Source organism: Rathayibacter sp. AY1F8 (genome assembly GCF_002932165.1).
Taxonomy (GTDB): Bacteria; Actinomycetota; Actinomycetes; order Actinomycetales; family Microbacteriaceae; genus Rathayibacter.
This window is the reverse complement of sequence record NZ_PSVB01000007.1, coordinates 116216-130175: the sequence shown is the minus strand read 5'-3', so window position 1 is coordinate 130175 and position 13960 is coordinate 116216. Positions and strand designations below refer to the sequence as shown.

Below are 13960 nucleotides of genomic sequence, written 5' to 3'. Positions count from 1 at the left end.
CACCCGAGGAGAGCCATGTCCGTCCCGCGCTGGGAGTACATCACCACCCCGCTGATGATCCACAACACCACGGCGATCCTGAACACCTGGGGATCCGAGGGCTGGGAGCTGGTCCAGATCGTGACCGGTCCCGAGGGCGGCCTCGTCGCGTACCTCAAGCGCCCCGTCGCCGAGGCCGGCGCGTGATCGCCGAGCGTCTCGCGGAGCTCGGCGTCGAGCTGCCGGCGGTCGCGGTCCCCGCCGGCGCCTACGTCCCCGCCGTCGTGCACGGCGGCCTCGTCTACACGGCCGGGCAGATCCCCTTCGTCGACGGCTCTCTGCCGCTGGTCGGCAAGGTCGGCGCCGAGGTGTCGCCCGAGCAGGCGAAGGAGCTGGCCCGCACCTGCGCCCTCAACGCGCTCGCGGCCGTCGCCGACGCGATCGGGTCGCTCGACCGGGTGACGCGGATCGTGAAGCTCACCGGCTTCGTCGCGTCCGCCTCCGGCTTCACCGGGCAGCCCGGCGTGATCAACGGCGCCTCGGAGCTGCTCGGCGACGTGTTCGGCGAGCCCGGCCGTCACGCGCGATCGGCCGTCGGGGTGGCGGAGCTGCCCCTCGGCGCTCCCGTCGAGGTCGAGCTGATCGTCGCCTTCGACTGACGCACCGCCCCCTCCTGCCCACGCGGCGGGAGGGGGCGTGCGGTGCCCGGTCAGTCCGCGGCGATCGCGGAGGAGATCACCGCCATCACCTGCGTGTCCGCGAGCGTCGTCGTGTCGCCCACGGCGCGTCCCTCCGCAACGTCGCGCAGCAGCCGGCGCATGATCTTCCCCGAGCGGGTCTTGGGCAGCTCCTGCACCACGAAGATCCGCTTCGGGCGGGCGATCGCGCCGATGTGCTCGGCGACGTGCGCCTTCAGGGTGGCCTCGAGCTCGTCGTGTCCGTGGGCCAGCGCCTCGGCCTGGCTCGCCTTCGCGATCACGAACGCGACCACGGCCTGGCCGGTGGTCTCGTCCGCGGCTCCCACGACGGCCGCCTCGGCGACGACCGGGTGGGAGACGAGGGCCGACTCGATCTCGGCGGTCGAGAGGCGGTGGCCGGAGACGTTCATCACGTCGTCCACGCGCCCCAGGAGCCAGAGGTCGCCGTCCTGGTCGCGACGCGCTCCGTCACCCGCGAAGTAGCGGTCGCCGAACTTCGACCAGTAGGTCTCGACGTAGCGCTCCGGGTCGCCCCAGATGCCGCGCAGCATCGCCGGCCAGGGCTCGGTGATCACGAGCAGTCCGCCCTCGTCGGCGCCGACCGGCGTCCCGGCGTCGTCGACCACGTCGATCGAGATCCCCGGCAGAGCGACCTGCGCGGACCCGGGCTTGAGAGTCGTCACCCCGGGCAGGGGGGACACCATCATCGCGCCGGTCTCGGTCTGCCACCACGTGTCGACGATGGGGGTGCGGCCGCCGCCGATGACGTCGCGGTACCAGACCCACGCCTCCGGGTTGATCGGCTCGCCGACCGATCCGAGCAGGCGCAGGCTCGAGAGGTCGAAGCGCTGCGGGATCTGCCGGCCGAGCTTCATGAAGGAGCGGATCGCCGTGGGAGCCGCGTAGAGGATCGTCACGCCGTGCTTCTCGACGATCTCCCACCAGCGGCCGGGATGCGGGCTGTCGGGAGTGCCCTCGTACATCACCTGGGTGGCGCCGTTGGCGAGCGGGCCGTAGACGACGTAGCTGTGCCCGGTGATCCAGCCCACGTCCGCGGTCGACCAGTAGACGTCCGACTCGGGGTGCAGGTCGAAGACCGCGCGGTGCGTGAAGGCGACCTGGGTGAGGTACCCGCCGCTGGTGTGCAGGATGCCCTTGGGCTTCCCGGTCGTGCCGCTCGTGTAGAGGATGAAGAGGGGCTGCTCGGCGGGGAACGGCTTGGCGACGTGGTCGGCGTCGACCGTCACGATCTCCTCGTGCCACCAGAGGTCGCGCCCCTCGTGCCAGGCGACCTCGTTGCCTCCGCGGCGCACGACCAGGACGTGCTGGACGCTGGACTCGCCGCCGAGGGCGAGCGCGGCGTCGACCGCCGGCTTCAGGGGCGAGACGGCGCCCTTGCGCCAGCCGCCGTCGGCGGTGATGACGAGTGTCGCCTCCGCGTCGTCGATGCGCGCGCGCAGGCTCTCGGCGCTGAAGCCGCCGAAGACGACGGAGTGGACCGCCCCCAGCCGGGCGACGGCCAGCATCGCGATGACCGCCTCCGGGATCATGGGCAGGTAGATCGCGACGCGGTCGCCGGCGCGGACGCCGAGGCTCGTGAGCAGGTTCGCGGCGCGCTTCACCTCGGCGGTGAGCTCGGCGTAGGTGATCGAGCGGGAGTCGCCGGGCTCGCCCTCCCAGTGCAGGGCGACGCGGTCGCCGTGGCCGGCCAGGACGTGGCGGTCGAGGCAGTTGTAGGCCACGTTCAGCTCACCGTCGTCGAACCACTTCGCGAACGGGGGCTCGCTCCAGTCGAGGGTGCGCGTGAACGGCCGGTGCCAGTGCAGGAGCTCGCGGCTCCGGTCGGCCCAGAAGGCGAGGCGGTCGGCCGCGGCCTCGTCGTAGAGCGCGGCGGTCGCGACCGCTCCGGCGGCGAGATCGGCCGGCGGCGGGAACCGGCGGGTCTCGTGGAGGAGGTTGTCGATGGCGTTCCGGTCGGCGGCCGGGGCGTCGGGGGGAGTGGACATCTGCGATTCGCTCCTTCGCGAGTGAGACGTTCGCCGGCCCGCGCGGTCGGCGTCGCACCACCGTAGCGCCCGCCTCCAGCGCGGATCGCCGAGCGCCGCAAGCTGGGTGCGGGGCGGGTGTCGGATAAGAGTCCGCAGAGAACAGGATCCGGGCTTGGCGAATCGCGATCCGTCCCCTACAGTTGCATACGGCCGAATGAACTTCGGCCCAGCGGCGCAAGTGATTCCCCCCAATCCAGCGCCGCCGAGGCGGCACCTGTTCCCCCCAATGGGTGCCGCCCCCTTCTTCCCGCCGGATCCGGCGGAGGGACGCCCCCGCTCGAGTCCTGCTCGCGGGGGCGTTTCCGCGTTGCCGGGACGTCTCGTCGTCGACTGGGCTTCTCTGCGCCGTGGGGCCCCTCCTCGGAGCGGCTCCCTGCCGAGAGCCCCGGGCCGCCCCTGCGCGCGCGTCCGGCCCGGGTCGTTCCTCCACAGGCGCCGACGCGGGCGTCTCTCCTCCGACCGGGCAGGGAGCGCCCCGGCGCGCGGAACGGGCTCCTAGCGTGCCGGGATGACCCGCGACTTCGTCCCCCTCGTCCCCGCCGAGCACCGCCGCGACCCGCTGCCGGTGCGGCCCGCCGCCGCCGGTCTCGGGCTGCTCGCGCCGCACGCCGCGGATCCCGCGGTGACCGACCTCTTCGTGAACGGCGGCGCGGGCCTCTGGATCGACCGGGGCGGTGGTGCGGAGCGGGTTCCGGAGTGGACGCTCGACGCCGCCGGAGCACGGCGGCTGGCCGTCGCGCTGGTCGCGGCCGGTGGACGGCACGTCGACGAGGCGAGCCCGTGCGTGGACGTCAGGCTCCGCCACGGGGTCCGCGTGCACGTCGTGCTGCCGCCGGTGGCGACCGGGGGAGCGCTCGTGTCGGTGCGGGTGCCGCGGTCGGACTCCTGGACGCTCGGGGAGCTGCAGGCGGCCGGGATGCTGGACGACGACGGAGTGCGGCTTCTGCGCCGGGCGGTCCGCGAGCGGTGGAACCTGCTGATCACGGGAGCCGGTGGATCAGGCAAGACCACCCTGCTCGGCGCCCTGCTCGGGTGCGCGGCGCCGACCGAGCGGATCGTGGCCATCGAGGACGTCGGCGAGCTCCGGCCGGCGCACCCGCACGTCGTCTCGCTCGAGGCGCGGCAGCCCAACCTCGAGGGCGCCGGTGCCGTGGGCCTGGACCGGCTCGTGCGGGAGGCGCTGCGGATGCGTCCGGACCGCCTGGTCCTCGGCGAGTGCCGCGGCGTCGAGCTGCGCGAGCTGCTGTCCGCGCTGAACACCGGGCACGACGGCGGTGCGGGGACCCTCCACGCGAACTCCCTCGAGGACGTGCCCGCGCGTCTCGAGGCGCTCGGGGTCCTCGCGGGACTCGGGCCCGAGGCGATCGCCCGCCAGACGGTCAGCGCGATCGACCTGGTGCTCCACCTCGAGCGCCGCGACGGGCGGCGGCGGCTGGCGGCATTCGGGACGTTCGCGCTCGACGCGGCCGGCCGCCTGAGGGTCGAGGACGGGTCGCTCCCGAGCGCCTCGAGGTCGAGCGCGTGACGGGCCGCGACGGGCTGGACGAGGTCGCGGCCGTCGTGCACCGACTGGCCGTCCTCCTCGCGGCGGGAGTGGCTCCCGCGTCGGCCCTCGGGCATCTCGCGGGGGCGGAGGGGGCGGACAGCGGGGACGCGCGGCGGCGGCGACTGCTCCGGGCGGTGTCGGAGGAGGCCGGCCGCGGGGGCGACGTGACGGAGGCGCTGCTGCGCGGGACGCCGGTTTCGCGGCGGAGCGGCTCGGAGCGGAAGCGGCCGCGACGGCGAGCGCCGGACACCGGTGAGGCGACCGCGTGGGCAGCGCTGGCCGCCGCGTGGCGGGTGGCCGCCGACTCCGGCGCGCCGGTCGCCGCCGCTCTCGGCGAGCTGGCGGAGTCCCTGCGCGAGCTGGCGCGCGCCCGCCGGGACATCGAGGTGGCTCTGGCCGGTCCCTCCGCCACCGGGAGGGTCGTGAGCGCGCTGCCGCTGGCGGCGCTGGGTCTGGGGGCACTGCTGGGCTTCGACGTGGTCGGCGTGCTCCTCGGGACGGTGCCCGGTGCGGTCTGCCTGGTCGGGGGAGCCGGGTTGATGGCGGCCGCGCACGCGTGGACGCGGCGCCTCGTCCGAAGCGCGGCCCCGGCCGATCCGGCGCCCGGGCTCGCGCTCGACCTCCTCTCGGTGGCGCTGGCCGGTGGCGGCTCGATCGAGTCGTCGCGCGCCCGGGTCGTGGCGGCGCTCGCCGAGTGCGGGCTCGACTCGGGCGAGCGCGTGCTCTCCGACGCGGACCCGGTGCTCGCCCTCTCCGCGGCGGCGGGCGTGCCGGCCGGACGCCTGCTCCGGAGCGAGGCGGCTCTGGTCCGGGCACGGGCGTCCTCCGGGGCGCGGGAGCGAGCCGCTCGGCTCGGCGTGACCCTGATGCTGCCGCTCGGGATCTGCGTGCTGCCGGCGTTCCTGCTGCTCGGAGTGGCTCCGATGGTCGTCTCGGTGCTGCTCTCGACGTTCTCGGTGACGGCGTGATTCGGTCGACCGCTCCTCCACAGAGGCGGGATCGGGAGGCGTCTCCACGGATCCACCGGAGGGTCGATCGGCGGGATCGGGAGTCCGCGATCCTCGGAGGAGGGGCACGGAGCGGGGCGGAACGGAGCAGGACGGATGAGAAGTGACACGGCGATCAGCGGCGGGGGAGTCTCCCGGAGTCGAGGACTCGGTAGGAGCAGGGATGCGGGAAGTCGTGTGCCCGGAACGAGCCGGGGCTCGAGGAGCGGCGGAGGTGCGGCGTCCGGCGGAGGAACGGGCATCGACGTCTCCGCGGGGCGCGTCGAGTGGCGCCGACCCGGGTGGGGAGGTCTCGGCGCTCTGGGCGACGAGGAGGGGTCGGCGACGGCGGAGTACGCGATCGCGACGATGGCCGCGGTCGGTTTCGCCGGGCTGCTGGTGGTCATCCTCAAGGGCGACGAGGTGCGGAGCATCCTGACCGACCTGGTGACCCGCGCGCTCACCGCGGCGGGATGAGAGGCCTTCCGCTGCTGCGCGGGCGGCTCGTCCAGGAGGAGGGCTCGGCCACTGCCGAGCTCGCGCTCGTGCTCCCGGCGGTGGTCGCGGTGCTGGCGCTGTGCCTGGGGTCGGTAGCGGCCTCGGCGCAGTACGTCCGGCTCGTCGACGCGGCCGCCGACGCGGCCCGGTCCTCGGCCCGGGGCGACGACCCCCGCGCGCCGCTCGCCCGGGTGACGGGGGCGTCGCTCACGGCGGGGGAGCAGGACGGACTGGTCTGCGTCGACGTCGCGGCCCGGCTGCGCCCGCTCCCGGCGGTCTCGCTCCCGGTCTCGGTCCGGTCCTGCGCGCTGGGCGGGGGCGGATGATCCGCCGGCTCCCCGGGGCTGTCCGCGACCGGGAGGAGGGATCGGCCGCGGTCGTGGCGATCGGAGTCGTCGCGGGCACGATCCTGGTGACGGCCGCCGTCCTCGCCGGCTGCGCAGGAGTCGTCGGGCACCAGCGAGCGGTCGCCGCCGCGGACGCCTCGTCCCTGGCAGCGGCCGACGTCGCCTCCGGCCTGCTGGCCGGGGATCCGTGCGGACGTGCCGCCGCCGTGGCCCGCGCGAATGGCGCCGAGCTCGTCCTCTGCGACGTCGACGGCGGCGTCGCGAGAACGGAGGCGGCCGTCGCCGCGGGTCCGCTCTCCCTCACGGCGCGGTCGAGGGCCGGCCCGCCGCCCTGAGGGCGGAGGCAGCAGCGGGCGTCGTCCGGACCGAGGTTCGGACGACGCCGCGGGAGCGCGTCAGTCGGAGGAGAGTCGCTGGTACCGGTACGCGGCGGCGGTCGGCAGGGCGCCCGCGCCCTCGTCGTGCTCGAGGCCCCCGGCGAGGAGGTAGATGTAGCGGGAGCCCGCCCTCGCCCCGGGGATCTCGAGGCGTGCGGCGGGGGCCTGATCGTCGCCGTATCCCCGGCGGAGGGTCTTGCCCTCCAGCGGTCCGTCGAGGAGCTTGGCCGTGTAGGCGGAGGTCGTGGTGGTGTGCGTCGTTGCCATGCCTCATCATGCGCCGATCGGCGCCGCGCGTCACCCCCGCCGACGGCAGGCCGGGCAGGCGGCTCCGAGGCCGTGTCCAGCGTTCTCCCGAGGTCCCCGTGTCCTCGGGAGGGGGCAGGACGTCCGGGGTCAGTGTGTATGGTGTGCCTGTCGGGCGCCCCCGCCGATGGGGACGCGTCGCCGTTCCCCGCACCACGTCGCCGCGCACCGTCTCCCCGCAGCAGGGGACGTCGGACCACTGGTCGTCCGACCCGACAGCACCAATCGAGGAGAACTGTGTCCGGCACGAAGAAGCTGGTGATCGTCGAGTCGCCGGCGAAAGCCAAGACCATCGCCCAGTACCTGGGCGACGGCTACGAGGTGCTCGCCTCCGTCGGGCACATCCGCGACCTCATCGAGCCGAAGAACCTCCCCCCGGAGCTGAAGAAGGGCCCGCTGGGCAAGTTCTCCGTCGACGTCGACAATGGCTTCGAGCCCTACTACGTCGTGTCCGACCAGAAGAAGAAGACGGTCGCCGACCTCAAGCGCGCGCTGAAGAACGCCGACGAGCTCTACCTCGCCACTGATGAGGACCGCGAGGGCGAGGCCATCGCGTGGCACCTCCTCGAGGAGCTCAAGCCCAAGGTCCCCGTGCACCGCATGGTCTTCCACGAGATCACGAAGGACGCGATCCAGAAGGCGCGCGACAACACCCGGGACATCGACACCTCCCTGGTCGACGCCCAGGAGACCCGCCGCATCCTCGACCGCCTCTACGGCTACGAGATCTCGCCCGTGCTGTGGCGCAAGGTCGGCCCCGGGCTCTCGGCCGGTCGGGTGCAGTCGGCCGCGACACGCCTGGTGGTCGACCGCGAGCGGGAGCGCCTGGCGTTCGTGTCGGCGAGCTACTGGGACCTCGCCACCGTGCTCGCACCCGAGTCGGACGCCGCGGCGGGCTTCGACGCCCGCCTGGCGCGGCTCGACGGCAAGCGGATCGGAAGCGGCCGCGACTTCGACGACCGCGGTCAGCTGAAGGGCGACGTCACCGTCCTCGACGAGTCCACCGCCGGTGCCCTCGCCGAGGCGCTGCGCGACCCCGCCACCACGGTCCGGGTCTCGAACCTCGAGTCCAAGCCGTACTCGCGCCGCCCCGCCGCCCCGTTCACCACGTCCACGCTCCAGCAGGAGGCGGCGCGTAAGCTCCGCTTCTCGGCGCGCCAGACGATGAGCGTCGCGCAGTCGCTCTACGAGAACGGCTTCATCACCTACATGAGGACCGACTCGCCCGGGCTCTCGCAGCAGGCGCTGAACGCCGCACGCACTCAGGCCGCGTCCCTCTACGGAGCCGAGACCGTCCCGGACAAGCCCCGCCTGTACTCCGGCAAGAACAAGAACGCGCAGGAGGCGCACGAGGCCATCCGGCCCGCGGGCGAGACCTTCCGCACCCCGGACCAGCTCTCGGGCACCCTCCGCGGCAACGACCTCCGCCTCTACGAGCTCATCTGGAAGCGCACCGTCGCCTCGCAGATGGCCGACGCCAAGGGCTCGACCGCCACCGTGACGCTGCTCGCCGAGCCGGCCGGCGACGTCGCGAAGACCGCCGAGTTCACCGCCTCCGGAACCGTCATCACCTTCCGCGGATTCCTGCTCGCCTACGAGGAGGGGCGCGACGAGGAGCGTCACGGCGCCCGCGACGAGAAGGACGCCAAGCTGCCGGTGCTCGAGGTCGGCCAGAGCCTGGTCGTCGCCGAGGTCGAGGCCAAGGGCCACGAGACCTCGCCGCCCCCGCGCTACACGGAGGCGAGCCTGGTCAAGGCGCTCGAGGAGCTCGGCATCGGCCGGCCCTCCACCTACGCGTCGATCATCTCCACCATCGTCGACCGCGGCTACGTCACTCCGCGCGGGACCGCCCTCGTGCCCAACTGGATCGCCTTCTCGGTGGTCCGGCTGCTCGAGGACTTCTTCTCCGACCTGGTGGAGTACGACTTCACCGCCGAGATGGAGGGCGACCTCGACCGCATCGCCGGCGGCGAGGAGGACCGCGTCGCCTGGCTCAACCGCTTCTACTTCGGCGGAGGCACGCACCCCGGGCTCCGACACGTCGTGGACAACCTCGGCGAGATCGATGCGAAGAGCATCAACTCCGTCCGGATCACCGACGACATCACCCTGCGCATCGGCAAGTACGGCCCCTACCTCGAGGTGGCCCAGGAGGAGGGGCAGGAGACGCCGCGTCGCGTCAACCTGCCGCTCGAGCTGGCTCCCGACGAGCTCACGCCCGCCAAGGCGCAGGAGCTCGTCGACGCCCCGGTGCAGACCGACCGCGTGCTGGGAAGCAACCCCGACTCGGGCAAGACCGTCGTCGTCAAGGACGGGCGCTTCGGCCCCTACGTGACCGAGGTCGATCCGGAGCCGGAGACCACGGCGGATCCCGCCACCGGGGAGGTCGTCGAGCCCGCGCCCGCGAAGCGCGGCGCGAAGAAGCCCGCTGTCGTGAAGCCGCGCACCTCCTCCCTCTTCAAGTCGATGGACGTCGCGTCGATCGACCTGGCGACGGCGCTGCGCCTGCTCGACCTGCCGCGCACGGTCGGCGACGACCCCGAGAGCGGCGAGCCGATCACGGCTCAGAACGGCCGGTACGGCCCGTACATCAAGAAGGGCACCGACAGCCGGTCGCTCACCAGCGAGGACCAGATCTTCGAGGTCGACCTGCCGACGGCGCTCGAGATCTTCGCCCAGCCGAAGTACGGGGCGCGACGCGCGTCGAGCGCGCTGAAGGAGTTCGAGGCGGACCCCGTCAGCGGCAAGCCGATCCGGATCCGCGACGGACGCTTCGGCGCCTACGTGACCGACGGCGAGACCAACGTCACGATCTCCAAGGGCCTCACGATCGAGGAGATCGACTTCGAGCAGGCGGTCCAGATGCTCGCCGACAAGCGCGCGAAGGGCCCGGCCAAGAAGGCTCCGGCCAAGCGCGCGCCTGCCAGGAAGCCCGCGGCCAAGACCACGGCGGCCAAGACCACGGCGGCCAAGACGACCGCGGCCAAGACGACGGCGGCCAAGACGACGGCGGCCAAGACGACGGCGGCCAAGACGACGGCGGCCAAGACGACCGCGGCCAAGACGGCCGCGGCCGCCAAGAAGACGACCGCAGCGAAGAAGCCCGCCGCGCCCCGCGCCACCGCCGCGAGTCGCGCGGCCGCGGCGGCCGCCGCCGAGACGTCGGACGCGACGGAGTCGTGACCGGGCTGTTCGTCACCCTCGAGGGCGGGGACGGCGCGGGCAAGACCACGCAGGCCCGGCTGCTCGAGGAGTGGCTGGGCGCGCGGGGCGAGACCGTCGTCCGCACCCGCGAGCCCGGAGGCACTGAGGTGGGCCTGCAGATCCGCGAGATCGTTCTGCACCACCGCGGCGAGATCGACCCGCGGGCCGAGGCCCTGCTCTACGCGGCGGACCGCGCCCAGCACATCGGGACGCTCGTGCGACCGGCGCTCGAGCGCGGCGAGGTCGTCGTGCAGGACCGCTACATCGACTCCTCCGTCGCCTACCAGGGAGCCGGGCGGGTCCTCGACGCCGTCGAGGTCCGGCGGCTCTCGGAGTGGGCCACCCACGACCTGAGGCCAGACCTCACCGTCCTGCTCGACCTCGACCCCGCCGTCGCGCGGGGCCGGCTCGACGCGGCCCGCACCCGCTTCGACCGGCTGGAGGCCGAGAAGGCGGAGTTCCACGGGCGCGTGCGCGAGGCGTTCCTGGCGATCGCCGAGACGGACGCCGAGCGCTTCCTCGTCGTGGACGCCGGTCTCCCCGTCGAGGAGATCGCGGCCGCGGTGCGGGAGCGGGTCGCCGCGCTCCTCGACGGCGCGTCGGCTGTCGGTGCTCGCGGTTAGCCTGGTGGCATGACCGTCTGGAGCCAGCTCGTCGGGCAGGAGCACGCCATCGGCGCCCTGCAGGACGCCTCGACGCCCCGGGACGACCGTGGCCGGGAGTCGTCGTCGATGACGCACTCCTGGCTCATCACCGGCCCTCCCGGGTCCGGCCGCTCGAACCTCGCCTACGCGTTCGCCTCCGCACTGCTCTGCCGCCACGGCGGCTGCGGGGAGTGCCCCGACTGCCGCCAGGTCGCCGCCCGCTCCCATCCCGACCTCGCCGTGCTGACGACCGAGCGCGTGATCATCTCGATCGACGAGGTGCGGCGGCTGGTCAGCAGCTCGCAGTACTCGCCCTCGGTGTCGCGCTACCGCGTCATGGTCATCGAGGACGCCGACCGGATGAGCGAGCGCACGTCCAACGTGCTGCTGAAGGCGCTCGAGGAGCCGCCGGAGCGCACGGTCTGGATCCTGTGCGCCCCGAGCGAGGCCGATCTGCTCCCCACCATCCGCTCCCGCGTCCGCTCCGTGCGGCTCCGCGTGCCGAGCGTCGAGGACGTCGCCGGTCTCCTCGAGCGCCGCGACGGGGTCGACTCCGAGACCGCCGAGCGCGCCGCCCGCCAGGCTCAGAGCCACATCGGGATGGCGCACCGCCTGGCGACCGACGCGAACGCGCGCGAGCGCCGCGAGGAGACGCTCCGCATCGCCCTGCGCCTCCGCGGCGTCTCGGACGCGGTGCTCGGCGCTGCGCGGATGATCGAGGTCGCGACCGAGGACGCCAAGGCGATCACGCTCGAGCGCGACGAGGCCGAGCGGCAGCAGGCGCTGCGCTCGCTCGGCGTCGAGCCCGGGGGCACCGTGCCCGCGCAGCTCCGCTCGCAGCTCCGGGCGCTCGAGGAGGATCAGAAGCGACGCGCGACGCGGAGCCTCCGCGACGGCCTCGACCGGATCCTCGTCGACCTGCTCTCCCTCTACCGCGACGTGGTGCGCCTCCAGCTCGGAGCGCCCGGCGGCGTCATCAACGAGGAGGTCCGGACCGAGATGACCGCGCTCGCCGACGCGACTCCGCCCGACCGCACGCTCGCCGTCCTCGACGCGATCGCGACCGCCCGGCAGCGGATCGACGCGAACGTCTCCCCGGTCCTCGCTCTCGAGGCGCTGCTCGTCGTCGCGGCGCGCCGCCCGGTGGCCGCGTGAGGCGGGGGCGCCGGTCGGCCGTCGTCGTCGCGCTCGTCGCGGCCGCGTCCCTCCTGACCGGCTGCTTCGCGCCCGGCCCGAGCGTCGACCGGACCTCCACCCCCTATCCGCAGACCGTCGACGACTCCCTGGAGCGCTACTACTCGCAGGTGCTGGTCTGGGACGACTGCGGCGACGGCGCTCTCTGCACCGACGCGACCGTCCCGCTCGACTGGGACGACCCCTCGGGGGAGATCGCGTCGATCGCTCTGGTGCGCCGACCCGCGACGAAGGGCCCGGCGATCGGGTCCCTGCTCGTGAATCCGGGCGGACCGGGAGCGTCGGGCGTCGACTTCGTCCGCGACAGCGCCGACTACGCGGTCGACTCCGCGCTCGCCGCCCGGTACGACGTCGTCGGCTTCGATCCGCGCGGGGTGGGCGCCTCCACCGCGGTCTCCTGCCTCGACGCCGCGGGGCTCGACTCCTACCTCTACGACATCACGCCGGGGGAGCGGGGCAGCGACGAGTGGATCCAGGCGCAGCGCACGACCGCTGCCGCGTTCGCCGCCGCTTGCGAGGAGCGTAGCGAGCCGCTGCTGCCCGAGGTCGGCACCCCGAGCGCCGCCCGTGATCTCGACGTGTTGCGCGCGGCGCTCGGCGACGAGACGCTGCACTACCTCGGCTACTCCTACGGCACGTTCCTCGGAGCGACCTACGCCGGGCTGTTCCCGGACCGGGTCGGCCGCCTCGTCCTCGACGGCGCGATCGACCCGGCGGCCACCTCGTTCGACGTGGTGCGCGAGCAGGCGAAGGGGTTCGAGAGCGCACTGCGCGCCTACCTCTCCGACTGCCTCCGCTCGGACGACTGCCCGTTCACCGGCACCGTCGACGCGGGGATGGCCCAGCTGAAGCGCATGCTCGAGGACGTGGACGCCTCGCCGATCCGGGCCGCCGACGGCCGTGAGCTCGGCGCGAGCACGCTGTTCACCGCGATCGTCTACCCGCTCTACGACGCCACGGCGTGGGGAGCGCTGAGCGAGATGCTGGCCGGCGTCCGCCGGGGCGACCCCGCGGTCGCGTTCCAGTACGCGGACGCCTACAACGGGCGCGACGCGGACGGCCGGTACGCGGACAACACCACCGAGGCGTTCCTCGCGATCAACTGCGTCGACTACTCCTACGACGCCGACACCGCCTCGATGCGCGCCGACGAGGCCGCTCTCGAGCAGGCCGCGCCGACGATCGGCCGCTACATGGCCTACGGCGACATCCTCTGCAGCGAGTGGCCGGCGGCGTTCGAGGGCTCCCGCGAGCCGATCACCGCGGAGGGCTCGGCGCCCATCCTGGTCGTGGGCACCACGAACGATCCCGCGACGCCCTACGTATGGGCGCAGGCGCTCGCGGGCGAGCTCTCCGCCGGTCACCTGGTCACCTACGACGGCGAGGGCCACACGGCCTACAACAAGTCGACGTCCTGCGTGAACGACGCGGTCGACGCGTACCTGCTCGAGGGGACCGTCCCGGAGGTGGACCCGAAGTGCTGACCGAGCAGGAGCGGCCCCGCGAGCAGCAGCCCGGGCTCCGCGAGCGCAAGCGCCTGGCCACGCGGCGGGCGATCGAGATCGCCGTCCTCCGCCTGGCGAGCGAGCGCGGGCCGGAGCGGGTGACCATCGAGGACGTCTCGCGCGCCGCCGACGTCTCCACGCGCACCTTCTTCAACTACTTCGCCTCGAAGGAGGACGCGCTGGTCGGCGGGCTCCCGGTCATCGCCGACGAGACGGCGGCGGCGTTCGTCACGGGCCGGGGCGCCGTGCTCGAGGACCTGCAGCGGGTCTTCGTCGCCGCGATGGAGGAGCCGCTCGAGGAGGACCGGGAGCTGCACGTCCTCCGCCGCGCGCTCTTCCGCGAGCACCCGCATCTGGTCGGTCTGAAGATCGCGGGCATGCGCGAGTTCGAGCTCGCGGTCGAGGGGCTCGTCGCCGAGCGTCTCGGCCAGGAGGACGACGACGCGGAGCGGGTGCGCAGCCGGGCGCGGATGCTGACGCTCCTCGGGCTCGCCGCCGTCCGCCACGCCTGGGCGGCCTGGGTCGATCACGACGGCCGGGAGGCCCTGCCCGGACGGATCGCCCGCTCCTTCGAGGAGCTCCGCGGCGCGCTCGCCTGAGCCGAGCGCAGCGGTAGCCGCCGCCGTCG

At 73.8% G+C, this 13960-nt stretch carries 14 protein-coding genes; 12 read left to right on the top strand and 2 right to left on the bottom strand.

Going from position 1 to position 13960, the window contains the following annotated elements; all coding sequences use genetic code 11:
- The first annotated feature begins 15 nt into the window (after positions 1 to 15).
- On the top strand, positions 16 to 186 hold the full coding sequence (locus tag C5C35_RS16965; RefSeq protein ID WP_164861113.1) for a hypothetical protein: 171 nt from the start codon (positions 16 to 18) through the stop codon (positions 184 to 186).
- A complete protein-coding gene (locus C5C35_RS07845) occupies positions 183 to 638 on the top strand; it encodes a RidA family protein (protein ID WP_219813612.1) in 456 nt (151 codons plus the stop codon). The genes C5C35_RS16965 and C5C35_RS07845 overlap by 4 nt, the downstream gene beginning before the upstream one ends.
- A 50-nt stretch (positions 639 to 688) precedes the next feature.
- Here C5C35_RS07845 and acs read toward each other — a convergent pair whose 3' ends face one another.
- Positions 689 to 2683 (bottom strand): acetate--CoA ligase, encoded by a 1995-nt coding sequence (acs, locus tag C5C35_RS07840; RefSeq protein ID WP_104262897.1) that lies wholly within the window; start codon positions 2681 to 2683, stop codon positions 689 to 691.
- Positions 2684 to 3233: 550 nt separating this feature from the next.
- Here acs and C5C35_RS07835 point away from each other — a divergent pair.
- The 5 genes from C5C35_RS07835 (at position 3234) to C5C35_RS07815 (ending at position 6437) form a co-directional block, all read left to right on the top strand.
- Positions 3234 to 4250: a TadA family conjugal transfer-associated ATPase gene (locus C5C35_RS07835; protein ID WP_104262896.1), complete on the top strand. Its 1017-nt coding sequence runs from the start codon at positions 3234 to 3236 to the stop codon at positions 4248 to 4250.
- Positions 4247 to 5239: a type II secretion system F family protein gene (locus C5C35_RS07830; protein ID WP_104262895.1), complete on the top strand. Its 993-nt coding sequence runs from the start codon at positions 4247 to 4249 to the stop codon at positions 5237 to 5239. Before C5C35_RS07835 ends, C5C35_RS07830 begins: the two co-directional genes overlap by 4 nt.
- Positions 5240 to 5455: 216 nt before the next feature.
- Entirely contained in the window at positions 5456 to 5734 is a 279-nt protein-coding gene (locus tag C5C35_RS07825; RefSeq protein ID WP_244229600.1) for a DUF4244 domain-containing protein, read from the top strand.
- Positions 5731 to 6081 carry a TadE family type IV pilus minor pilin gene (locus tag C5C35_RS07820; protein ID WP_104262893.1) on the top strand — a complete coding sequence of 117 codons (351 nt, stop codon included), beginning with the start codon at positions 5731 to 5733 and terminating at the stop codon, positions 6079 to 6081. Before C5C35_RS07825 ends, C5C35_RS07820 begins: the two co-directional genes overlap by 4 nt.
- On the top strand, positions 6078 to 6437 hold the full coding sequence (locus C5C35_RS07815) for an Rv3654c family TadE-like protein (RefSeq protein ID WP_104222195.1): 360 nt from the start codon (positions 6078 to 6080) through the stop codon (positions 6435 to 6437). The genes C5C35_RS07820 and C5C35_RS07815 overlap by 4 nt, the downstream gene beginning before the upstream one ends.
- A 60-nt stretch (positions 6438 to 6497) precedes the next feature.
- Here the strand turns inward: C5C35_RS07815 and C5C35_RS07810 are convergent, their stop codons facing one another.
- On the bottom strand, positions 6498 to 6746 hold the full coding sequence (locus tag C5C35_RS07810) for a hypothetical protein (RefSeq protein WP_104222197.1): 249 nt from the start codon (positions 6744 to 6746) through the stop codon (positions 6498 to 6500).
- 276 nt (positions 6747 to 7022) lie between these two features.
- On the opposite strand from C5C35_RS07810, the gene topA reads away from it, so the two are divergent.
- The 5 genes from topA to C5C35_RS16960 are packed head-to-tail and all read left to right on the top strand — an operon-like array spanning position 7023 to position 13931.
- Positions 7023 to 9968, top strand: coding sequence for a type I DNA topoisomerase (topA, locus tag C5C35_RS07805; protein ID WP_104262892.1), 2946 nt, complete (start codon positions 7023 to 7025; stop codon positions 9966 to 9968).
- Positions 9965 to 10612, top strand: coding sequence for a dTMP kinase (gene tmk, locus C5C35_RS07800; protein WP_104260353.1), 648 nt, complete (start codon positions 9965 to 9967; stop codon positions 10610 to 10612). Before topA ends, tmk begins: the two co-directional genes overlap by 4 nt.
- A 9-nt stretch (positions 10613 to 10621) precedes the next feature.
- Positions 10622 to 11788, top strand: a complete 1167-nt coding sequence (locus C5C35_RS07795; protein ID WP_104262891.1) for a DNA polymerase III subunit delta' — start codon at positions 10622 to 10624, stop codon at positions 11786 to 11788.
- On the top strand, positions 11785 to 13311 hold the full coding sequence (locus C5C35_RS07790) for an alpha/beta hydrolase (RefSeq protein WP_104262890.1): 1527 nt from the start codon (positions 11785 to 11787) through the stop codon (positions 13309 to 13311). Before C5C35_RS07795 ends, C5C35_RS07790 begins: the two co-directional genes overlap by 4 nt.
- Positions 13305 to 13931, top strand: coding sequence for a TetR/AcrR family transcriptional regulator (locus C5C35_RS16960; RefSeq protein ID WP_181127868.1), 627 nt, complete (start codon positions 13305 to 13307; stop codon positions 13929 to 13931). The genes C5C35_RS07790 and C5C35_RS16960 overlap by 7 nt, the downstream gene beginning before the upstream one ends.
- Positions 13932 to 13960 lie beyond the last annotated feature (29 nt).

Coding starts and splice junctions, on each gene's coding strand:
- acs (WP_104262897.1), bottom strand. CDS start 2,683: ATGTCCACTCCCCCCGACGCCCCGGCCGCCGACCGGAACGCCATCGAC.
- C5C35_RS07795 (WP_104262891.1), top strand. CDS start 10,622: ATGACCGTCTGGAGCCAGCTCGTCGGGCAGGAGCACGCCATCGGCGCC.
- C5C35_RS07815 (WP_104222195.1), top strand. CDS start 6,078: ATGATCCGCCGGCTCCCCGGGGCTGTCCGCGACCGGGAGGAGGGATCG.
- C5C35_RS07810 (WP_104222197.1), bottom strand. CDS start 6,746: ATGGCAACGACGCACACCACCACGACCTCCGCCTACACGGCCAAGCTC.
- C5C35_RS07820 (WP_104262893.1), top strand. CDS start 5,731: ATGAGAGGCCTTCCGCTGCTGCGCGGGCGGCTCGTCCAGGAGGAGGGC.
- C5C35_RS07835 (WP_104262896.1), top strand. CDS start 3,234: ATGACCCGCGACTTCGTCCCCCTCGTCCCCGCCGAGCACCGCCGCGAC.
- C5C35_RS16965 (WP_164861113.1), top strand. CDS start 16: ATGTCCGTCCCGCGCTGGGAGTACATCACCACCCCGCTGATGATCCAC.